Raw genomic sequence first — 20,754 nt, forward strand, 5'->3', positions numbered from 1 at the left:
CAGTGATTAGCGAGGCACAACAATGGATCTGACGCAGTATCGGACCCTTGGCCGTTCGGGTCTGGCGGTGAGCCCGCTCGCCCTGGGCACCATGACCTTCGGAACCGCGCGCTGGGGGCTCGACGCGGCGGGCAGCCGCGCGGTGTTCGACGCCTATGTCGAGCGCGGCGGCAACTTCATCGACACGGCGGACGTGTATGCGGGGGGCGCCAGCGAGGCCATGGTCGGCCGCTTCGTGACCGAGCGTGGCCTGCGCGACCGCCTCGTCCTGGCCACCAAGGCGGGTTTTGCCGCCGGAGCCGGGCCGCATGCGGGGGGATGCGGGGCCAAGCATATCCACGCGGCGATCGAGGGCTCGCTGCGCCGCCTCGGGACGGACTACGTCGACCTGTACTGGCTGCACGTCTGGGACGGCGTCACGCCAGCGGAGGAGTTGCTCGACACCATGGCGGGTCTCGTCCGGGCGGGAAAGGCCCGCTATTGGGGCCTGTCGAACGTGCCCGCCTGGTATGCGGCCAAGCTCGCGACTCTGGCCTCCGTGCGCGGGCTGCCGGGCCCGATCGGGCTGCAATACTTCTACTCCCTCGTGAGCCGGGAGGTGGAGGACGAGCACGTCCCGCTGGCGGCGGAGTTCGGCCTCGGCCTGGTGCCCTGGTCGCCGCTCGCCTACGGCCTGCTCACGGGCAAATATGACCGCGCCACCGTCGAGGCGGCCCCCGCCCGCGGGTCCGGCCTGCCGAGCGAGGCGCGGAACGGGGAGGCCGAGCCCGCCGCTGCGGACCGGCGCCTCGACGGGGCGAACCCGTTCGGCGACAGCCTGTTCACACCGCGCAACTGGGGGATCGTCGACGCGGTACGACGGGTGGCGGACGCGATCGGGCAACCGGCGGCGCGCGTCGCCCTGGCGTGGGTGATCGGCCGGCCGGGCGTCGCCGCCACCCTGATAGGCGTCAGTCGGGCGGGGCAGGTCGGCGACAACGTGGCCGCCCTCGACCTCGCCCTCGCGCCGGAGCACCGCGCCGCCCTCGACGCGGCGAGCGCGCCCGACACGCCGCGCCTCCTCTACGACCTCGCCCGGCCGCCCCTGCGCACGCAGGTGATCTTCGGCGGGAGCCAGGTCCGGGCCGCGGCCGAGCTGGGGCCGCCGGCCTGACGGATTCGAGGCGACGGCGCCGTTGCCCGGGGCGTGCGTGGACTGCGGACGATCCGGCGGCGTGGCTCGACCGTGGCGCGGTCTCGGAGGCGCGCCGGCTCAGGGCGTCGGCGCCACCGGCTGGTTCGGGTCGTTGAGCTGGATCGTCCAGCTCTTCTGCTCGCCGGTATCGACCTCGTAGAAGCCGTTGCGGTCGAGCCCGCGGGCGAGGCAATCTTCGACGCCGCGGATCGTGAATTCGCGGTCCTTGGTGCACATCAGCGAGCGGCCGCTCCACTCGCCGCCGCGCGTGTAGTCCACCGCGTAGACGTAGTAGAATCGCGCCGCGAGGGAGCCCTTCAGGAGCGTCTCGCAGACCTTCGGGGCCACGTCCCACCAGCCCTCCGTGACCCAGCCCTGCGGGTCGCGGTAGCCCAGGGCGATGCCGACCTTGCTGGCGGTCTGGTTGCACATGCGCAGGTCGGCGCGGGCGGGTGCCGGGAGGAGCATGACGGCCAGGAGAGCCGCGCCCGCGAGGACCAGGGACCTGCCACGACCGACCCGCACCAGCGTCCCCCAGGGCGCCACCCCGTCGTTCCGGGGCGCCGCAGGTGCGCCCGGACCCGAAGGGGCGCGCCGGAGGCGTACACGCCAGAGCCGCCGAGACATCGACCTCGAACGCCACCCGCTTGTCCGCATCCCGGGCTCCGCTGCGCGGCCCCGGGACGACGGCGGGACAAGGGGGCCGCGCGAGGCTGACGGTTCCGCGGTCCCGTTCTCACGGCCGAGCGGCGCTCTCCGGAGCGCGGTCAGGGCCGCGTCCGGGGAATCCGGACATGCGCCTCCGTCTCTCTCCTCCCGGGAGGAGAGACCCGCGGCGACCATGGAACCCCCGAAGACCTGGACCCGCCCGGCGGCGTCCCTAGCCGACGAGGATGATGCGGCAATCGTTGACATTGGTGCGTGTCGGGCCCGGCTGAACGAGATCGCCGATGGTGGCGAAGAACTTCGTCGAATCGTTGTCGGCCAGCATCGCGGCGGGATCGAGCCCGGCTTCGCGGGCGCGGGCCAGCGTCGTCGGGTCGACGAGGCCGCCGGCCGGGTCGGTGGCCTCGCCCCGGCCGCCATCGGTGCCGTCGGTGTCGGCCGCGATGCCGAGGATGTCGTCGGCGCCGTCGAGCGCGATGGCGAGCGCCAGGGCGTATTCCTGGTTCGGGCCGCCATGGCCCTCGCCGCGGATCGTCACGGTCAGCTCGCCGCCCGAGATGATCGCGACCTTGCGGCCGGCCGCGGCCATCTCCCGAGCCATGCGGGCATGCTCGGCGGCGACCTCGCGGGCCTCGCCCTCGACGTCGGGGCCGAGCATTACCGGCTCGTAGCCGGCCGCGGACGCGGCGGCGGCCGCCGCTTCCAGGGCGTCGATGGGCCGGGCGATGATGCGGTACTCGGCCCGGGCGAAGGCGGGGTCGCCGGCCTTGGGGGTCTCGTTGGCGGGATCGTTGAGGAGGGCCTTGGCGGTCTCGGGTAGGGGGATGCCGCGGCGCTCGCAGATCGCGCGGGCGTCGGCCAGGGTCGTCGGATCCGGCACGGTGGGTCCGGAGGCGATCACGGCCGGGTCGTCGTGGGGCACGTCGGAGACGGCCAGTGTCAGGATCGAGCGGGCGTTGCGCGCCATCATGGCGAGGCGGCCGCCCTTGATCCGCGACAGGTGCTTGCGCACGGCGTTGATCTCGTTGATCGGCGCGCCGGAGCGCAGCAGGGCCTTGGTGATGGCCTGCTTCTCCGTGAGGGTGAGCTCCCCGGCCGGGGCGATCCAGTTGGCCGAGCCGCCGCCGGAGAGCAGCACCAGCACGTCGTCCTCCGGCCCGGCATCGGCGGCGATCTTCAGGGCGTCGATGGTGGCGTCGATGCCGGCCTGGTCCGGCACCGGATGCCCGGCCTCGACCATGCGGATCATCGGCGCTTCCTCGCCGTAGCCGTGACGGGCGACCGCCAGGCCGACGATGCGGCTCGGATCGACGCCATGCTCCTCCCGGTAGAACCGGCTGGCCACCGCCGCCATGCTGCCGCCGGCCTTGCCGGCCCCCAGGATGATGAGGCGGCCCCGGCCCGGGGCGGGCAGGTGCGGCACGAGGCAGCGCGCCGGGTGGGCGGCGGCGATGGCCTCGTCGAGGCAGTGGAGCAGGAGGGCGCGGCGGTTATCGGTCGAGGCGGGTGCGGTCATGGCGGGTGCGGTCATGGCGTTTCCGTATTCCGGTGGTCGATCGCAAAGGCGGCCCGGCGGTTCTCCTCCGGATTGTTGTGCCCCCGGCATGGTGCCGGATTGTTGCCGTCGCGGCGCGATCCGCGATACGTGCTGTGCCCGACGCTCGCCGCCTCGGCAAGCCGCGCGTTCGCGGGATCAGCGCCCGCGCCAAACCGGACCGTGTCTCCCCATGCAGCCACCGCATCCCGTCGAGACCATCCCGGGCGATCCCGCCGGGGGCCTGCTCCTGATCTGCGACCACGCCTCGAACCATGTTCCGGAGGACCTCGCCCAGCTCGGGGTGCCGGAGCATGAATTCGCCCGCCACATCGCCTATGACATCGGCGCCGCCGCGGTGACGCGCCGGCTCGCCGAGGCCCTGAACGCCCCCGCGATCCTGACCCGGTTCTCGCGCCTGATCATCGACCCGAACCGGGGCCGCGCCGACCCGACCCTGGTGATGCGCCTCTCCGACGGGGCGGTGGTCCCGGGCAATGCCCGCATCGACGCGGCGGGCAAGGCCGAGCGCATCCGGCGCTTCTACGAACCCTTCGACGAAGCGATCGAGGCCGGGATCGCGCGGGCCGAGGCCAGCGGCACCCGCCCGGCCATCGTCACCATCCACAGCTTCACGCCGTATTGGCGCGGCGTGCCGCGCCCCTGGGAGGTCGGCATCCTGTGGGACCGGGACGACCGGATGAGCGCGCCGCTGATCGCGGGGCTGCGGGCCGACCCGGCCGGACTGACGGTCGGTGACAACGAGCCCTATGGCGGTGGGCTGCCCGGCGACACGATCGACCGCCACGCCATGGCGCGGGGCCTGCCGAACGCGCTGGTGGAGATCCGCCAGGACCTGATCGCCGCGGAGGCGGGACAGCTCGCCTGGGCGGAGCGATTCGCGCGCCTCCTGCGGCCGATGCTGCCGATCCGCGCTTGACGGGACGCCCCGGCGCGCCGACCTCAGGCGGAGATTGGGAGAGACGCATCATGACCGAGATCGACGACGCCACCCGCACCGAGCTCGAGGCCGCCGTGTTCCGGCGCCTCGTCGCTCACCTGCAGACCCGCACGGACGTGCAGAACATCGACCTGATGAACATGGCCGGCTTCTGCCGCAACTGCCTGTCGAACTGGCTCAAGGACGCCGCCGATGAGCGCGGCCTGCCCATGGACAAGGACGAGAGCCGCGAGCGCGTCTACGGCATGCCCTTCGCCGAGTGGAAGCGCCTGCACCAGTCCGAGGCGACCCCCGAGCAGCAGGCGGCGTTCGCCAAGGCGGCCGCGGAGCCACACTGAGGCCGGGGCCGGGGGAATGGCCGGGCCGTACTAAGGTCCCGGTAAGCTTGACGGCTTAGTGAGGCGGTTCCGGCGCAGCCTCCCGCGCCTCGCAGATCAGGGACTTGAGACGACCATGGCCGCATCCGCCGCACCCGCCGTCGACGCTTCCTCCGTCGCCGCCGACCAGCTGAAGAGCTTCATCGAGCGCATCGAGCGCCTCGAGGAGGAGAAGGCCGGCCTCGCCTCCGACATCAAGGATGTCTACGCCGAGGCCAAGGGCACCGGCTTCGACACCAAGGCCCTGCGCAGGATCATCTCCCTGCGCAAGAAGGACCATGCCGAGCGCCAGGAGGAGGAAGCCATCCTCGAGCTCTACATGCAGGCCCTCGGGATGGTCTGAGCGCCCGCCCTCGTCCCCGGGGCCGCCCGCAGGTCGGACGCCCCGGGGCGCGGTTTCGGCGCTGGGACCGGGCGCCATCGGCGTCAGCCCGCCTCACCGACTTCGAAACTCGGCGCCGACCTCGCCCATGCGTAGATCGGCGGCGGTACCGATGCGGGCTACGCCTTCCAGCCCGACAGCCCCGTCGAGCCCGCTCGTCTCGGGTCCCTGGGCATCGTCGGCGGCCATGATCGCAGCGCCGACGAGTGTGCGGGGCTCGCCAGCATCACGCCGCGGCTCGACCTCGCGGCCCGCCTGGTGATGGAGGTGTCGCGGGACCCGGCCCGCTGAGCGGACCCATGCCAGGATTTCCAGGTCGGCGTTGACGGCTCTTCCGGGCCGTAGGGAAGGGTAGGACGCGCCCTGTCCGCCTCAGCGCAGCACCCGGGGCGGCGCTCCGCCCGATGCGTCGGGTCCGTCCGCATCGCACAGGCCGGCCCAGAGCTTCCACTCGGTCCAGGCCTGCTCCAGGGCCGCCACGGCCTCGTCCCGGGTGGATACGGTCGCTCCCCGCCGGAACGGGGCCGCCCCGATGTCGAGGTGCAAGCCCCAGGTCCATTGCGCGTCGGGCGCGGGATCGTCGCGAATGCAATCCACCCGCCCGACGATCAGCGCGCCGCTCGTGATGACGTAGGTCTCGCGCGGGTGGTCCTCGAGGCGGGTGTAGATCAGCTTCGCCACGATGCCCTGTGCCCCTGTCCCTCTGAGCCGACGTACCGCGTCCGGTCCGCCCCGGCATCCTACCCTAGGGATCGCCCGCGCGAACCCGGCGATCCTGCGTCCGAATGGGCGATGCGGGGACGTCGCGGCCGGGCCGCAACGAAAAAGCCCCGGCGGCACGGGGCCGTCCGGGGCTCGATCATCGCGCCGTGAGCGTGGCCTTCAGAGGCGGGCGGTCTCGCGGCGGTTGAAGGCGAGGGCGCAGAGCGTCGCGACCGCGCCGGAGAGGAGGTAGACGCCGACCCAGGAGAGGCCGAAGCGGCTGGAAACGCTGAGCGCCACCAGGGGCGCGAAGCCCGCGCCGATCAGCCAAGCGAGATCGGAGGTGAGGGCGGCACCGGTATAGCGGAAGCGCGTGCCCAGATTGGCGGTCACCGAGCCCGAGGTCTGGCCGTAGGAGAGCCCCAGCAGGCCGAACCCGATCAGGACGTAGATGGTCTGGCCGAGCTCGCTGTCGCCGAAGACGATCGGTGCGGCGATGCTGGCCAGGGCGAACAGACCGATCAGGCCGGCCGCCACGCCCACCAGGGTGCGTCGGCCGATGCGGTCGGCGAGCACGCCGGACAGCACGATGGTGCCGGCGGCCAGGAAGGCGCCCGAGCACTGGACCAGCAGGAACTCGCCCGCCGAGCGCCCGGTGAACAGGTGGATCCAGCTGATCGGGAAGACGGTCACGAGGTGGAACAGGGCGAAGCTCGCCAGCGGCACCACGGCGCCGATGAGGACGAAGCGGCCATGCGTGCGCAGGAGCTCCAGCACCGGGGTCGGCTCCAGCTCCTGCATCTGCAGCATCCGCGAGAATTCCTCGGTGGCCACCAACCGCAGGCGGGCGAACAGCGCCACGACGTTGATCGCGAAGGCCACGAAGAACGGGTAGCGCCAGCCCCAATCGAGGAAGTCGGCATTGGAGACGTTGCCGAGGAAGAACGCGAACAGGGCGCTCGCCAGCATGAAGCCCACCGGGGCGCCGAGCTGCGGGATCATCGCGTACCAGCCGCGCTGCTTCTCGGGGGCGTTGAGCGCCAGCAGCGAGGCGAGTCCGTCCCAGGCGCCCCCCAGGGCCAGACCCTGGCCGAAGCGCAGGGCCGCCAGGATCCAGATCGAGAGCGCGCCGATCTGGTGATAGTTCGGCAGGAAGCCGATCGCCATGGTCGAGCCGCCGAGCAGGAACAGCGCGATGGTCAGCTTCGCGGCCCGGCCGTGCCGGCGATCGATCTCCATGAAGATCACCGAGCCGATCGGGCGGGCGATGAACGCCAGGGCGAACAGCGCGAAGGCGTAGAGCGTGCCGGTCAGCGGGTCGGCGAAGGGGAAGAACACGCCGGGGAAGATCAGCACCGAGGCGATGCCGTAGACGAAGAAGTCGAAATACTCCGCGGCGCGCCCGATCACCACGCCGATGGCGATTTCGCCCGGCGCGACCGTGTGATCGCTCGACGCCTCGTGCGCGTCGCGCTCCAGCGACGTGGTGGAGGGCACTGCATAGTCTGCGCTCATCGAGGAAACCGTGCTCGCTTCATGCGTTCGTGGCCGAATCGGGTGCAGCGCGGTGCGCGACGCCCGGAGGATGGGACACCTGTACGCCTCGCCCTTTGTCTGCGTCAAAGCGCAGCGTGACGCGGCCTCCGGCAAACAGCGCGGTATCTTGGCGCAATGCATCTCGGTGTGGAGAAGGTCCATAGCGCGGTTTGTCTGATCAGCGCTATGAGCCTAGCGCTGATCAGACGCGCTGGCTGCGACTTGCTAGATTGATGCAATGCAGCGAAGTGACGTCCGACGATTCCTCCGTGGGCCAATCGCGGCCGACGGACGTCGCTCTTCCGAGATGGTGCCAAACGAGTCCATGCCGGTCAAAACGCTCCGTACGCTCGCGCTCCTCCCGCTGTTCGGCCTGCTCTCGGGCTGCAACATGGTCCTGATGCAGCCCTCCGGCGACATCGCGGCCCGCCAGCGCGACCTGATCCTGGCCTCCACCGGCCTGATGCTCCTCATCATCATCCCGGTGATCGCCTTCACCCTCCTGTTCGCGTGGCGCTACCGGGTTTCGAACACCAAGGCCGAGTACGATCCCGACTGGCACCACTCGACGCAGCTCGAGGTGCTGATCTGGTCGGCGCCGCTGGTCATCGTGATCGCCCTCGGGGCGCTGACCTGGATCAGCACCCACACCCTCGATCCCTACCGGCCCCTGAGCCGTCTCGACGCGGACCGGCCGCTGCCGGCGGGGGTGAAGCCGCTGTCGGTCGAGGTCGTCGCACTCGATTGGAAATGGCTGTTCTTCTACCCAGATCAGGGTATCGCCACCGTCAACGAACTGGTGGCGCCGGTCGATGTGCCGATCTCCTTCAAGATCACCTCCGCCACCGTCATGAACTCATTCTTCATCCCCGCGCTCGCCGGGCAGATCTACGCCATGGCCGGCATGGAGACGAAGCTCCACGCGGTGATCAACAAGGCCGGCACCTATGAGGGCCTGTCGGCCAATTACAGCGGCTCCGGCTTCTCGCGGATGAACTTCAAGTTCCACGGGCTCGACCAGGCCGGGTTCGACCAGTGGGTCGCCAAGGTGAAGGCCGAGGGCAAGCCCCTCGACCGCCAGAGCTACCTCGCCCTGGAGAAGCCGAGCGAGCGCGAGCCGGTGCGCTACTTCTCCACCGTGGAGAACGGCCTCTACAGCGCAGTGCTCAACATGTGCGCCGTGCCCGGCAAGATGTGCATGAACGAGATGATGCACATCGACGCCATGGGCGGGGCGGGCAAGGAGAGCCACGGCAACCGCGAGCGGCTGGAATACGACAACCGCTACGCCGAGCAGGGCGTCGAGGCCCCGGCCGCCACGGTCGGGGGTTCGGGCCGCGAATCCCACAGCCGCGAGCAGCCCGAGGGCATGAAGCCGAAGTCGATCGCCCCCGACGTCAAGCCCGACTCGGCGCCCGAACATTCGGGCCACGACCATGCGGGCCACGACCATGCGGGCCATGGCGGCCCGGCCGGCGACGGCAAGGACTCGAAGGGGTCCGACCCGATTGCACCCGGCCAACTCAATCGATAGCGCGGACGCCTCGGACGCCCGCGACCCCCATTCGGCACGCTTCTCTCACGAGCAGGTTCCATGTTCTCCAATCCGGATCTCCAGAAGCTCCTGTTCGGGCGCCTGACGCTCGATGCCGTGCCGCTTCATGAGCCGATCCTCCTCATCACCTTCGCGATGGTCGGCCTCGGCGGTGTCGCGGTCCTCGGCGCACTCACCTATTTCCGCCTCTGGGGTCCCCTCTGGCGCGACTGGTTCACCTCCGTCGATCACAAGAAGATCGGCATCATGTACATCGTGCTCGCGCTGGTCATGCTGCTGCGCGGCTTCGCCGATGCGCTGATGATGCGCGCTCAGCAGGCGATGGCCTTCGGGCCGAACGAGGGCTACCTGCCGCCGCACCACTACGACCAGATCTTCACCGCCCACGGCGTGATCATGATCTTCTTCGTGGCGATGCCGCTGGTCACGGGCCTGATGAACTTCGTCGTGCCGCTGCAGATCGGCGCCCGCGACGTGGCCTTTCCGTTCCTCAACAACTTCAGCTTCTGGATGACGGTGAGCGGCGCCGTGACCGTGATGGCCTCGCTGTTCGTCGGCGAGTTCGCCCGCACCGGCTGGCTCGCCTATCCGCCGCTCTCGGGGCCCGCCATGAGCCCGGGGGTCGGCGTCGACTACTACATCTGGGCGCTGCAGATCGCCGGCATCGGGACGCTGCTCTCGGGCATCAACCTGATCGCCACCATCGTGAAGATGCGCGCCCCCGGCATGACCATGATGAAGATGCCGGTCTTCACCTGGACCGCGCTCTGCACCAACATCCTCATCGTCGCCGCCTTCCCCATCCTCACGGCCGTTCTCGCGCTGCTGTCGCTCGACCGCTACGTCGGCACGCACTTCTTCTCGAACGACCTCGGCGGCAACCCGATGATGTACGTGAACCTGGTTTGGATCTGGGGTCACCCGGAGGTGTACATCCTCATCCTGCCGGCCTTCGGCGTGTTCTCCGAGATCGTCTCGACCTTCTCGAGCAAGCGCCTCTTCGGCTACGCCTCGATGGTCTACGCCACCGTCGTGATCACGATCCTGTCCTATCTGGTGTGGCTGCACCACTTCTTCACGATGGGCTCCGGCTCCAGCGTGAACTCGTTCTTCGGCATCACGACGATGATCATCTCGATCCCGACGGGTGCGAAGATCTTCAACTGGCTGTTCACCATGTACAAGGGCCGCATCCGGTTCGAGGTGCCGATGCTCTGGACGGTCGGCTTCATGGTGACCTTCGTCATCGGCGGCATGACCGGCGTGCTGCTCGCCGTGCCCCCGGCCGACTTCGTGCTGCACAACTCGCTGTTCCTGATCGCCCACTTCCACAACGTCATCATCGGCGGCGTGCTGTTCGGCATGCTGGCCGGCATCACCTACTGGTTCCCGAAGGCCTTCGGCTTCAAGCTCGACGACTTCTGGGGCAAGGTGTCGTTCTGGTTCTGGCTGACCGGGTTCTGGGTCGCCTTCATGCCGCTCTACGTCCTCGGCCTGATGGGCGTCACCCGCCGCGTGCAGCACTTCGACGATCCGTCCCTGCAGATCTGGTTCATCATCGCCGCCTTCGGCGCCGTGCTGATCCTCTGCGGCATCGCCTCCTTCGCGATCACCCTGGTCGTCAGCGTCCTGCGCCGCGAGCAGCTGCGCGACACGACCGGCGACCCGTGGGGCGGCCGGACCCTGGAATGGGCGACCTCGTCGCCGCCGCCGGACTACAACTTCGCCTTCACGCCCGTGATCCACGATCACGACGCGTGGTGGGACATGAAGAAGCGCGGCTACGCCCGCCCGATGCAGGGGTTCCAGGCGATCCACATGCCGAAGAGCACCGCGGCCGGCATCATCCTCGGCGTCCTCAGCATCGTCTTCGCCTTCGCGATGATCTGGTACATCTGGTGGCTCGCGGCTTTCAGCTTCGCCGCGATCGCGGTCGTCGCGATCGGCCACACCTTCAACTACAACCGCGACTTCTACATCCCGGCCGACGAGGTCGTCCGGACGGAAGGCCAGCGGACGGCCCTTCTGGCGGAGCGCGTCTGAGATCATGGCAACCCACGCGACCCCGGCCATGAACTTCGAACCCGGGCGGAACCCCGGGGTCACCATTCCCCAGGTCGATCCGACGACCTTTTACGACGCCAAGGGCGAGCATCACCCGGAAGGGAGCACGATGCTCGGCTTCTGGCTCTACCTGATGAGCGACTGCCTCATCTTCGCGGCGCTGTTCGCGACCTACGCGGTGGTGGGCCGGAACTACGCCGCGGGCCCGTCGCCGAAGGATCTGTTCGACCTGCCGCTGGTGGCGTTGAACACCTCGATGCTGCTGTTCTCCTCCATCACCTACGGCTTCGCCATGCTGGAGATGGAGAAGGGCGACCTCAGCCGGGTGCAGATCTGGCTGGCGGTGACCGGCCTGTTCGGTCTCGCCTTCGTGGGTCTCGAACTCTACGAGTTCCACCACCTGATCCACGAGGGCGCGACGCCCCAGCGCAGCGCCTTCCTGTCGGCCTTCTTCACCCTGGTCGGCACCCACGGCCTGCATGTCAGCCTCGGCATCGTCTGGCTGGTGACCCTGATGGCGCAGGTGCACAAGCGCGGGCTGGTGCCCGAGAACAAGCGCCGGCTGCTCTGCCTCAGCATGTTCTGGCACTTCCTCGACGTGATCTGGATCGGCGTCTTCACCTTCGTGTACCTGATGGGAGTCCTGCAATGAGCGCCGCGTCGAAGGCAGGACACGTCGAGCGCGGGCACGTCGATCACGGGCATGGACACGGGCACGGGCATGCCGACGCCGGCAGCCACGGGAGCTTCAAGGACTACATGACCGGCTTCGTGCTGTCGGTCATCCTGACGGCGATTCCGTTCATCCTGGTGATGGGCAACATCCTCGGCAACGACCGCATCACCGGCATCGTCATCATGGGCTTCGCGGTGGCGCAGATCGTGGTGCACATGATCTACTTCCTGCACATGAACACGAAGTCCGAGGGCGGTTGGACCATCCTGGCGCTGATCTTCACCCTGACGCTGGTGATCATCACGCTCGCGGGCTCCCTCTGGGTGATGTACCACCTCAACACCAACATGATGCCGCAGCACATGCATATGGGCTGATGGTCAGCCCTCGGCCGGCGGCGCGGCGCTCCCGATTCGCCCTCGCTGCCATCACCGTCACGGGGCTGATCCTCGTGGCGGTCCTCGCGACCCTGGGGACCTGGCAAGTCCATCGCCGGACCTGGAAGCACGATCTGATCGCCAGGGTCGAGGCCCGTGTCCAGGCCGCGCCGGTCGAGCCGCCCGGCCCCGGCGCCTGGGATGGGCTGACGGCGGACGCAGACGCCTATCGCCGGGTGCGGACGCGCGGGCATTTCCGCAACGATCGCGAGACCCTCGTCCAGGCCGTCACCGACCTCGGCGCCGGGTTCTGGGTGCTGACGCCCCTGGAGCGCGCCGACGGCACCACGATCCTGGTCAATCGCGGCTTCGTCCCCGGGGACCGGCGCGACCCGTCCACGCGGGCGGACGGGCAGGTCGATGGGGAAGCCGGCGTCACCGGTCTCCTGCGCCTGACCGAACCGGGCGGCGCCTTCCTGCGCAGCAACGCGCCCGAGGCCGGGCGCTGGTACTCGCGCGACGTCGCCGGAATCGCGGCGGCGCGGGGGCTCGGCCCCGTCGCCCCGTACTTCATCGACGCCGACGCCACACCGAATCCCGGCGGCTGGCCGGTGGGCGGGCTGACCATCGTGCATTTCCCGGACAACCACCTGGTCTACGCCATCACCTGGTACGTCCTCGCCCTGATGGTCCTGGGGGCGGTCGGCTACACCCTGGTCGATGCCCGCCGCGGCCCGCGGCGGACATCGGCCTGAGGTCAGGCCGCGGCGAGACGCGTCAGCCAGGCGCCGGCCTGCGCGACGTCGGCCTGCGAGAGCCCGTGCCCGACCGGCAGGGTCTCGTGGCTGACGGTGGCGCCGGCAGCCCGCAGGCGCTCGGCGAGCGACCCCACATTGGCCGCAGGCACGATCGGGTCGGCCGCGCCCGAGAGCATCAACACCGGTCGGCCGGCGAGATCCACCGGCGGCGTCTCGCGCAGCGGCACCATCGGGCGCAGCAGGACCGCGCCGGCCAGGACCCCGGGGTGCAGCAGGAGCAGCGCCGCCGCGATGTTGGCTCCGTTCGAGAACCCGACCGCCACCGGTGCGGCGAGCCCGTAGGCCGTCCGCGCCTCGGCGATGAAGCCGGCGAGGTCCGCGGCGCGGCGGCGGAGATCGGCCTCGTCGAACACGCCCTCCGCGAGACGGCGGAAGAAGCGGGGCATGCCGTTCTCCAGCACTGCGCCGCGGGGGGAGAGCAGCGCGGCGCCGGGCAGCAGGGTCCGGCCGAGCGGCAGGAGGTCGGTCTCGTCGCCGCCGGTGCCGTGCAGGAGGAGGAGCGGCGTCAGGCCCGGCGCGGTGGCGGGCACGAAGCGATGGGTGAGCCCCAGGGAGAGTTCGGTCATGGCAACCTCGTGGCGGTGAGGGTGAGGGCGCCCGCTCCGTCCGGAGCGGGCTTTCGTCTTCGGGCGACTCGCGTTCAGGCGATGGCGGGCAGGTGCCCCTCGATCTGGGCCCGGTGGGGCTCGAGGAAGGCCGGCAGCTTGAGGTCGCGGCCCAGGGTCTCGACCGGCTCGTCGACGGCGAAGCCCGGGACGTCGGTGGCGATCTCGAACAGCACCCCGCCCGGCTCGCGGAAGTAGACGGACCGGAAGTACTGCCGGTCCCGCTGCTCGGTGACGCCGAGCCCGTAGGTGCGGGTCAGCGTCTCCACCATCCGCGCCTGTTCCCCGTCATCCGCTGCCCGGAAGGCGATGTGGTGGACGGAGCCCGCGCCCTGGCGGCCGCGGAGGAACTCGCCCACCGCCCGCAGGGTGACGAAGCCCCCCTCTGGCGCGCCGCTGGCGTAGCGGATCGCTGCGCCCTCGCGTCCAGCCTCCTGGAAGCCGAACACTTCGGTCAGGATCGCCGCGGTGGCCTCGGCCTCCTTGAGCAGCAGGGTGACGCCGTGGAACCCGCGGATCGCGTGCTCCGCCGGAATCTCGGCGCCGGTCCAAGCCACATCCGTTTCCGTCGTGTCGGTGCCGACCAGGGCCAGCATCAGACCATCGGGGTCGCGGAAGCGCAGGGTCGGTTCGCCCAAAACCTGCACCAGGGCCTCGTGCGTGACGCCCTTCTCGATGAAGCGGTGGGTCCACCAGCCGATCGCGGCGCGCGGGACCCGGAACGCGGTCTCCTGGGTCTCGCCGATCCCGACCCGGCCGGGGGCCGCGTGCGCGATCGGGAAGAAGGTCAGGATCGTGCCGGGGCGGCCCGTCTCGTCGCCGTAATACAGGTGGTAGGTGCCCGGATCGTCGAAGTTGACGGTCTTCTTCACCAGCCGAAGGCCGAGGACCCGGGTGTAGAACTCGACGTTGCGCTCGGCGGCGCCGGAAAACGCGGTGACGTGGTGAATGCCGTTCTGGGCCATGGGACGAACTCCTTCGGGGCCGCACCGCGCCGGGGACCGGCCGTGCTGCGATGACCGGAAGATGCGCCTTGCCTCTGCGTTCGAAAATGGAAACGATGGAAACGCATCGTTTCTCAAAGGTCACCAATGAAGCTCCCCGATTTCGAGGCCTGGGCCATCTTCGCCAAGGTGGTCGAGACCGGATCCTTCGGCCGCACGGCGACGGAGCTGGGCATCACCAAGGGCACGGTCTCCAAGGCCGTGACCCGCCTCGAAGCCCGCATCGGCGCCCGCCTGTTCCACCGCACCTCACGCAAGCTCGCCCTGACGGAGGCCGGCGCCTCGGCCCGGGAAGCCGCCGCGCGCATCCTGGCCGAGGGCGAAGCGGCCGAGGCCCTGGCACGGGACGCGGCGGCGCAGCCGCGCGGCAAGGTCCGGCTCGCCGCGCCCATGTCGTTCGGGGTGCTGCACGTGGCGCCCCTTCTGCCGGATTTCCTCGCGGCCCATCCGGGCCTGAGCATCGACCTGCATCTCGGCGACGACCTGATCGACCTCGTGGGCGGGGGCTTCGACCTCGGCCTGCGCATCGCCGCGCTGACGGATTCCTCGCTCCGGGCCCGGCGCCTCTGCGCGGTTCACCGCTCGCTCGTCGCCACGCCCGATTATCTCGCCCGGCACGGCTGGCCGGACCATCCGCACGACCTCGCGCGCCATGCCTGCCTCGGCTACGCCTACCTGCCGAGCCCGGATCGCTGGCGGTTCCTCGGCGCCAACGGCGAGGAGGCCACGATGGTGCCGGATGGCCCCCTGAGGGCGAACAACGCCGATGCCCTGGCGCCGGCCCTGCGTGCCGGCCTCGGCCTCGCGGTTCAGCCGGACTTCATGGTGTGGGAGGACCTGCGCGACGGGCGCCTGGTCCGGGCCCTGCCGGGCTGGACGCCGCCGCGGATCGATCTCCACCTCGTCACCCCACCTGGCGATCCGCGCCCCGCCCGGGTGACCGCCCTGATCGCGTATCTGGCCCGCACCCTCTCGGCCGCGCCCTGGGCCGAGGGGCATGGCACAGTGGGGCACGCCGCAGTCCCGGCGTGAGCCGGCGACTCAGGCCTCGGCGATCTCCAGGGTGAGGCCGCGTCCGCGCAGCACCTTGTCGAGGCGCTGATGCATTTCCGGGCAGAGGTGGTTCACGCGCAGGTGCAGGGTGTCGCCCTGCGGCGTGCCGGTGACCCACAGGCGGTAGCGCAGGCCCTCGTCCCGGAGCTGCTCCAGCAGGCGCTCGGAGGCAATCCGGTTGGCCTCGTTGTTCATCGCGATGAGGCGTGCATCCATCATGGTCTCTCCTGCTTCCAGAGGTGCAACGCGCAGCGCGGCCCTTTTCGTCCCTGCAATCGGGATTCGTGGTGAAGCGCCCTGTGCCGGCTCACCGGAGGGGAGGGCGGTCCGCGCCGGCCTGCATCCGGAACACGGGGGCGGCGCCGAGGTTCACGCGAATGCAATCGCCTGAGGAGGGTTCGATGACACGTAGGGCCATGATCGCCGTCGCGGTGCTGCTGGCGGGACCGGCCGCCGCGCAATCGGTGGGCGAGAAGACGGGGGTGAACGCGCTGATCGGCGTGAGCCCCTCCACCGCCGACTTCGTCACCCAGGCCGGCATCAGCGACCTCTTCGAGATCCAGACCAGCCGGCTCGCGGCCGAGCGCAGCGACGCTCCGACCAAGACCTACGCCCAGCAGATGATCGCCGATCACGAGAAGACCACCGGCGAGATGAAGTCGATGGTCCAGGGTGGAAAGCTGCAGGCCACCCTGCCGACGGCCCTCGACAGCACGCATCAGGGCAAGCTCGACACCCTGAAGGGTCTGCAGGGCGACGCCTTCACGAAACAGTACCACAGCGATCAGGTGAAGGCGCACAAGGACGCCGTCGACCTGTTCCAGCGCTACGCCAAGGGCGGCGACAACCCGGAGCTGAAGGCCTGGGCCGCCAAGACCCAGCCGGCCCTCGAGCACCACCTCAAGATGGCGCAGGATCTCGACAAGTAGGTCCGGTAGTCCGGAGGGGCGGCGTCGTTGAGAACCCGCCCCGACCTGCCGCGGGCTCAGAAGACCTCGTCCGTGTGGACGTCGAAGCGGGCAAGGTGCGCGTAGCCGAAGTTGGTGGTGATCGCCACGTCGGTCGCGTCGCGCCCACGGGCCATGACGATCCGGCCGATGCGCGGCGTGTTGTGGCGCGCATCGAAGGTGTACCAGGTCCCGTCGAGATAGGCCTCGAACCAGGCCGAGAAATCCATCGGGTCGGGCACCGGCGGAATGCCGATATCGCCCAGGTAGCCGGTGCAGTAGCGCGCCGGGATATTCATGCAGCGGCAGAACGCGACGGCGAGATGCGCGAAATCGCGGCAGACGCCCTGTCGCTGCATGAAGCCGTCCCAGGCCGTCCGGGTGGCATCGGCGCACATGTAGTCGAAGCGGATGCGGTCGTGGACGTAATCGCAGATCGCCTGCACGCGGCCCCAGCCCGTGGGCGTGCCGCCGAACAGGGACCAGGCCGTCTCGGACAGCTTGTCGGTGTCGCAGTAGCGGCTGCCCAGGAGATAGACCAGCACGTCGTTGGGCAGGTTCTGGACCTCGATCTGCTGCGCGTTGGGCGCGTAGACGTCGGGAAAACCGGAATCCTGGACCACGAAATCGGCCGAGATCGTCAGGCGGCCGGGGGGCGTGACGATGCGTGTGCAGATGTTGTCGAACACGTCGCGATAGTCCTGCGACGGGATCGGCGGATCGAAACTGATGACGTGGGGGGTCAGAACGTCCGGCATGCGCGAGGGATGCACGCTCAACGCGAGGATCATCGGCGTTGGCTGAACCGATTCGAAGGCGATGTCGAACCCAGTCCTGATCTTCATGTCCACCACCTGATCCTGTCGAGAAACACACGCTCGTTGCTTGCGGCCGGGCAGCGGACGCCGCACCGGTGCGTCAACGCGCCAGATCCGGATCGGTCACCCGAGGCCCCCCGGCCCCCGGCTCGACTTCCTCGACATCGACGCTCACCGTCATGCCCAGATCGTCCGCCGGAAATCCGAAGAACGAGCCGTGCAGCGGGACTGCCTGGCGCGGGTCGCGCGCCACCGCGACCCGGATGAGGTCCCGATTGCCGACGATGCCGTTCGTCGGATCGAACTCGATCCAGCCCGCGCCGGGCAGGTAGACCTGCACCCAAGCATGAGTCGAGCCACCGCCCACGTGCCGGTCGCGATCCCCGCGTGGGTTGTAGAGGTAGCCCGAGACGAAGCGGGCCGCCATGCCGAGGGCACGGACGGCCTCGATCATCAACACCGCGAAATCGCGGCAGCTTCCGCGCTTGAGGCGCAGCGTCGTCACCGGATCCTGCACGCCCTTCTCCGAGCGGGCGAGGTAGGCGAAGTTGCGCCGGACGCTGCGGGTCATCTCGGCGAGGAGATCCTGGGTCCCGATCCGTCCGGCGGGGGGCACGAAGCTGCGGGCCCAGGCATCGACCTCGTTGCGCGGATCGGCGTATTGCCGCTCCATCGAGCGGCTGAGATCCGGGATGTCGTCGGCCCCGTAGCCGAACGGGTAGAACGCCGCGTGGGCGGCGATCGGGAAGACCGGGGCCGATTCCGGCGTGTGGTCGAGGGTGATCGCGCATTCGAAGGTGAGCTGCGCGGCCCGTCCCGTGAAGGTCGCCACGGCCACGCAGTTGCCGAAGACGTCGTGGAGCCAGCGCAGGCCGCTCGGCTCCGGCGTGATCTTGAGGGTCGCCGAAATCAGGCGCTGGTCGTAGCTGTCGCGCGGCCGGAACAGGATGCGGTGCTCACCGAAGCCCACCGGCTGCCGGTAACGGTAGGTGGTGAGGTGGCGGACGGACAGGATCGGCACGGCGGGGGGCTCCACCACGCCGGATCGGCGTGGTCTGGTCGGCGCGGACGCGATGTTTGGGAATGCAAGTCACGCGCCGGGGGTAACCCCTTACGGGATCGGCGGGAAACCGCCCGATGGGTCGATCCGGCCGCGTCAGGGCACGATCGGCTGGGGCGCGGTGGTGGCGATCTCGGCCTCGCTCAGGAGATCGAACGGCCGCCACGGCTTCGGGATGAAGACCGCCTGCTCCGGAAGGGTCCCGGGTCGCTCGGCCCGCCTGCCCGAGGTGACCACCATGCGGGCCGCCGGCCAGAGCAGGGCGATCGCCGAGGCGAGCTGGACCCCGTCCATCGCGCCGGCCAGGCTGACATCGGCGAAGACCAGGGCGACGTCGCCGCCGCGCTCGCGCATGATGTTGAGGGCGGCTTCCGCGCTGTCGCAGCCGATCGCCGTGAGTTCCGTGTCGCTGAGCAGGGCCTCGGCCAGGGCGCGGGTGGCGGCGTCGTCCTCGACCACGAGGGCGAGCTTGCCCGGGCGGGGCTTGGGCACCGGTTCGGACTCGACCTTGCGGACGAGGATCGCGAGATGTTCCGGCACGCCCTCGGCGATCAGGTCGTCGTAGAAGGCGGCGAGGGCCTGGCCGATCCGGTCCAGCGACATGCCCGGACTCAGCGTGTCCGCGAGCAAGGGCCGGCTGACGGCGGTCGGCAGATCCGCGTTCGTGCCTTTCGGGTCCGGCAAGCAGGGCCTCCGCGGTGTGTGTCTCGGGGCGAACCGGGAAGAGGCTCGCGGACATTAAAGCCGGGAGGTCACGGTCAGTTGCGGGAAATCATCCCTCGGGCTGTCCGAGCTGTGCGTTTCGTCAGTCGACCGTCGCGTCGGCATAGGCGAGGATGCCGGCCATGGAACGCACGTCGCGGTAGCGCTCGCCGCGGGTGCTCATCATCGCCTCGAACTTCTCGTGGACCTGCGCCACCGACAGGCTGACCGCCTTCCGGCGCCCGCGCTGGGCAGCGAAGAAGATCGTCTTGTTGGCGCGGGCCGGGCCGGGCAGCATCTGGGCCGCGGCGGCCTTCGGCTTGTCGACCACGCTGGCGAGGAAGTCCTCGGCGTCGTCCGGGCCGAGGAAGTGCGCGAGGTAGACCTCGCCGAGGGTGAGTTCGCGGCCGATGCGGAGGGCGATGCGGGCGGCGTCGCGCTTCAGCATCTCGCCGGCCAGGAGCGCGGAGAGGTAGGGGTCGCGGCGCATCTCGAGAATGCGGGTCCGCTCGGCGGGATCGAGGACGGTGGGACGACCGTTGTCGCCCGCGACCACGAGGGCGGCGTCCGCCGCGAGGCCGTATTTCGGCCCGAAGTCGCGCACCACACCGAACCAGGTCCGCTCGATGAACTGGAACAGGCCGGTCGCGGAGGACGTCTGGGCCTGGACCTCGGTCTTGAAGCTCGACTCCTTGTCGGCCACCGCCATCAGCAGGACCGGGTCGGTTTGCACCGCCTGGGCCGCGCGCACGATCTTCTGCACGAGGTGGCGCCGGATCTTCATCGGCCCGAACTCGATGACCTCGTTCGGGTCGCCGACCGAGCTCTCCGTCAGGAGGTAGTCGTAGGAGACGCGATCCACCGCGTTGGACCCGAGCTCGGTATCGAGGTCGTGGACCGGAGCGAAGGCGGAAGCGGCAGTGATCACCGCGCGGGGCGCGGACGCGGTCGCCTGGGCGGAGGTCTGAAGGATGACCGGGGCCGGCTGGATGCGCGGCCGCGGCATGGTGATCTCGGTCATCGCCTGGGCCGACTGCACCACGCCGGCGTCCGGACCGACGCCGTAGACCAGGGCTCCGCCCAGTCCGCCCGCCAGGAGCAGCATGGAGAGCACGGACCGGGTGAGGGCGGGGCGGCTGCCGTGATCGCGGCCGACGCGGCCTCCGAGGGTCAGGGCATCCGAGGAGGACGGAGCGGCGCCGAGGCCGGAGCGCGCTGCGAGCGCGCCTTTCGCAAGCGAGCCCTTAGCGATGGGGCCCTTGGCGAAGACGGTCCGTGACGATCCGACGTTTCGACCCTGCATCTGCGCGACCCAACCCCGTTCCCTGGCGACGGGTTGAGATTAGCTTGACAGATGTGGCGACAACACGGCCCGGTTTGGGGCAATCCCGTGGCAAGTTTGGCACGGTGTCCAGAGCGTTTTGGCACATCGCCGCCCAAGTGCGCGGCCTGCGAAACGCCGAACGCGGCCATGCCGGAGCACGACCGCCAAAGATCGATCATCGAGAAGGAATGGTACCACTGCCCCGGCTCGAACGGGGGACCTCTTGATCCACAATCAAGCGCTCTAACCAACTGAGCTACAGCGGCACTGCGGGCGATCTATCCCGAGCCGCGCCGCATTTCAAGCCGCCTTCGGCCGATCGCCGGCAAAAGTGTGGACCATTCTACGGGCGATCCCTCGGCGCCGCGCGCGCGCACGCTGTGCGGTCGACGCCGGGGCCACCGACAGGCTAAGCAGGA

Annotated in this window: 23 protein-coding genes and 1 tRNA gene; 11 read left to right on the forward strand and 13 right to left on the reverse strand. The window is 69.8% G+C overall.

Going from position 1 to position 20,754, the window contains the following annotated elements:
* Positions 1 to 22: 22 nt before the first annotated feature.
* Positions 23 to 1,153 carry an aldo/keto reductase gene (locus ASF58_RS11325; protein ID WP_055951797.1) on the forward strand — a complete coding sequence of 377 codons (1,131 nt, stop codon included), beginning with the start codon at positions 23 to 25 and terminating at the stop codon, positions 1,151 to 1,153.
* A gap of 99 nt (positions 1,154 to 1,252) precedes the next feature.
* Here the strand turns inward: ASF58_RS11325 and ASF58_RS11330 are convergent, their stop codons facing one another.
* Both ASF58_RS11330 and ASF58_RS11335 read right to left on the reverse strand, forming a co-directional pair.
* Entirely contained in the window at positions 1,253 to 1,642 is a 390-nt protein-coding gene (locus ASF58_RS11330) for a DUF1036 domain-containing protein (protein ID WP_103708938.1), read from the reverse strand.
* A 412-nt stretch (positions 1,643 to 2,054) separates the two neighbouring features.
* A complete protein-coding gene (locus ASF58_RS11335) occupies positions 2,055 to 3,371 on the reverse strand; it encodes a glycerate kinase (RefSeq protein ID WP_055951804.1) in 1,317 nt (438 codons plus the stop codon).
* Between the two features lie 196 nt (positions 3,372 to 3,567).
* Between ASF58_RS11335 and ASF58_RS11340 the strand changes: the two genes are divergently transcribed.
* The 3 genes from ASF58_RS11340 (at position 3,568) to ASF58_RS11350 (ending at position 5,055) form a co-directional block, all read left to right on the forward strand.
* A complete protein-coding gene (locus ASF58_RS11340) occupies positions 3,568 to 4,314 on the forward strand; it encodes an N-formylglutamate amidohydrolase (RefSeq protein WP_055951807.1) in 747 nt (248 codons plus the stop codon).
* A 50-nt stretch (positions 4,315 to 4,364) separates the two neighbouring features.
* A complete protein-coding gene (locus ASF58_RS11345) occupies positions 4,365 to 4,673 on the forward strand; it encodes a DUF1244 domain-containing protein (RefSeq protein WP_055951810.1) in 309 nt (102 codons plus the stop codon).
* Positions 4,674 to 4,788: 115 nt separating this feature from the next.
* A complete protein-coding gene (locus ASF58_RS11350) occupies positions 4,789 to 5,055 on the forward strand; it encodes a DUF2312 domain-containing protein (protein WP_055951813.1) in 267 nt (88 codons plus the stop codon).
* A gap of 93 nt (positions 5,056 to 5,148) precedes the next feature.
* Here the strand turns inward: ASF58_RS11350 and ASF58_RS27475 are convergent, their stop codons facing one another.
* From ASF58_RS27475 to ASF58_RS11360, 3 genes are all read right to left on the reverse strand, one after another.
* Complete coding sequence (locus ASF58_RS27475; RefSeq protein ID WP_280137540.1) at positions 5,149 to 5,283, reverse strand: hypothetical protein; 135 nt, start codon at positions 5,281 to 5,283, stop codon at positions 5,149 to 5,151.
* A 183-nt stretch (positions 5,284 to 5,466) separates the two neighbouring features.
* Positions 5,467 to 5,775, reverse strand: coding sequence for a hypothetical protein (locus ASF58_RS11355; protein WP_055951817.1), 309 nt, complete (start codon positions 5,773 to 5,775; stop codon positions 5,467 to 5,469).
* Between the two features lie 201 nt (positions 5,776 to 5,976).
* On the reverse strand, positions 5,977 to 7,311 hold the full coding sequence (locus tag ASF58_RS11360; RefSeq protein ID WP_055951820.1) for an MFS transporter: 1,335 nt from the start codon (positions 7,309 to 7,311) through the stop codon (positions 5,977 to 5,979).
* 346 nt (positions 7,312 to 7,657) lie between these two features.
* Between ASF58_RS11360 and cyoA the strand changes: the two genes are divergently transcribed.
* The 5 genes from cyoA to ASF58_RS11385 are packed head-to-tail and all read left to right on the forward strand — an operon-like array spanning position 7,658 to position 12,759.
* The gene (gene cyoA / locus ASF58_RS11365; protein WP_055951823.1) at positions 7,658 to 8,866 is read left to right on the forward strand and encodes a ubiquinol oxidase subunit II; all 1,209 of its coding nucleotides are present in this window, start codon (positions 7,658 to 7,660) and stop codon (positions 8,864 to 8,866) included.
* 60 nt (positions 8,867 to 8,926) lie between these two features.
* Positions 8,927 to 10,930 (forward strand): cytochrome o ubiquinol oxidase subunit I, encoded by a 2,004-nt coding sequence (gene cyoB / locus ASF58_RS11370; RefSeq protein ID WP_055951826.1) that lies wholly within the window; start codon positions 8,927 to 8,929, stop codon positions 10,928 to 10,930.
* Between the two features lies 1 nt (position 10,931).
* Positions 10,932 to 11,603, forward strand: a complete 672-nt coding sequence (gene cyoC, locus ASF58_RS11375; protein ID WP_244477328.1) for a cytochrome o ubiquinol oxidase subunit III — start codon at positions 10,932 to 10,934, stop codon at positions 11,601 to 11,603.
* On the forward strand, positions 11,600 to 12,004 hold the full coding sequence (gene cyoD / locus ASF58_RS11380; RefSeq protein WP_055951832.1) for a cytochrome o ubiquinol oxidase subunit IV: 405 nt from the start codon (positions 11,600 to 11,602) through the stop codon (positions 12,002 to 12,004). The genes cyoC and cyoD overlap by 4 nt, the downstream gene beginning before the upstream one ends.
* The gene (locus ASF58_RS11385; RefSeq protein WP_055951835.1) at positions 12,004 to 12,759 is read left to right on the forward strand and encodes an SURF1 family protein; all 756 of its coding nucleotides are present in this window, start codon (positions 12,004 to 12,006) and stop codon (positions 12,757 to 12,759) included. Before cyoD ends, ASF58_RS11385 begins: the two co-directional genes overlap by 1 nt.
* 2 nt (positions 12,760 to 12,761) lie before the next feature.
* Here the strand turns inward: ASF58_RS11385 and ASF58_RS11390 are convergent, their stop codons facing one another.
* Together ASF58_RS11390 and ASF58_RS11395 are read right to left on the reverse strand one after the other, a co-directional pair.
* Positions 12,762 to 13,388 carry an alpha/beta hydrolase gene (locus ASF58_RS11390; RefSeq protein WP_055951838.1) on the reverse strand — a complete coding sequence of 209 codons (627 nt, stop codon included), beginning with the start codon at positions 13,386 to 13,388 and terminating at the stop codon, positions 12,762 to 12,764.
* A gap of 74 nt (positions 13,389 to 13,462) precedes the next feature.
* Complete coding sequence (locus tag ASF58_RS11395) at positions 13,463 to 14,392, reverse strand: ring-cleaving dioxygenase (protein ID WP_055951842.1); 930 nt, start codon at positions 14,390 to 14,392, stop codon at positions 13,463 to 13,465.
* Between the two features lie 126 nt (positions 14,393 to 14,518).
* Here ASF58_RS11395 and ASF58_RS11400 point away from each other — a divergent pair, with 126 nt between their 5' ends.
* Positions 14,519 to 15,463: a LysR family transcriptional regulator gene (locus ASF58_RS11400; RefSeq protein WP_055951844.1), complete on the forward strand. Its 945-nt coding sequence runs from the start codon at positions 14,519 to 14,521 to the stop codon at positions 15,461 to 15,463.
* 9 nt (positions 15,464 to 15,472) lie between these two features.
* Here ASF58_RS11400 and ASF58_RS11405 read toward each other — a convergent pair whose 3' ends face one another.
* On the reverse strand, positions 15,473 to 15,703 hold the full coding sequence (locus ASF58_RS11405) for a hypothetical protein (protein ID WP_244477285.1): 231 nt from the start codon (positions 15,701 to 15,703) through the stop codon (positions 15,473 to 15,475).
* Between the two features lie 182 nt (positions 15,704 to 15,885).
* On the opposite strand from ASF58_RS11405, the gene ASF58_RS11410 reads away from it, so the two are divergent.
* The gene (locus ASF58_RS11410) at positions 15,886 to 16,413 is read left to right on the forward strand and encodes a DUF4142 domain-containing protein (RefSeq protein ID WP_055951847.1); all 528 of its coding nucleotides are present in this window, start codon (positions 15,886 to 15,888) and stop codon (positions 16,411 to 16,413) included.
* 56 nt (positions 16,414 to 16,469) lie between these two features.
* Here the strand turns inward: ASF58_RS11410 and ASF58_RS11415 are convergent, their stop codons facing one another.
* The 5 genes from ASF58_RS11415 to ASF58_RS11435 form a co-directional block, all read right to left on the reverse strand.
* A complete protein-coding gene (locus tag ASF58_RS11415; RefSeq protein ID WP_055951850.1) occupies positions 16,470 to 17,276 on the reverse strand; it encodes a transglutaminase family protein in 807 nt (268 codons plus the stop codon).
* A 73-nt stretch (positions 17,277 to 17,349) separates the two neighbouring features.
* Entirely contained in the window at positions 17,350 to 18,270 is a 921-nt protein-coding gene (locus tag ASF58_RS11420; RefSeq protein ID WP_055953613.1) for a transglutaminase family protein, read from the reverse strand.
* A gap of 135 nt (positions 18,271 to 18,405) precedes the next feature.
* Positions 18,406 to 18,912, reverse strand: a complete 507-nt coding sequence (locus tag ASF58_RS11425) for a response regulator (protein WP_055953617.1) — start codon at positions 18,910 to 18,912, stop codon at positions 18,406 to 18,408.
* Positions 18,913 to 19,114: 202 nt separating this feature from the next.
* Positions 19,115 to 20,314 carry a transglycosylase SLT domain-containing protein gene (locus ASF58_RS11430; protein WP_055951853.1) on the reverse strand — a complete coding sequence of 400 codons (1,200 nt, stop codon included), beginning with the start codon at positions 20,312 to 20,314 and terminating at the stop codon, positions 19,115 to 19,117.
* Positions 20,315 to 20,524: 210 nt separating this feature from the next.
* A tRNA-His gene (locus tag ASF58_RS11435) sits at positions 20,525 to 20,601 on the reverse strand.
* Positions 20,602 to 20,754 lie beyond the last annotated feature (153 nt).

The organism is Methylobacterium sp. Leaf125, from assembly GCF_001423085.1.
Classification (GTDB): domain Bacteria; phylum Pseudomonadota; class Alphaproteobacteria; order Rhizobiales; family Beijerinckiaceae; genus Methylobacterium.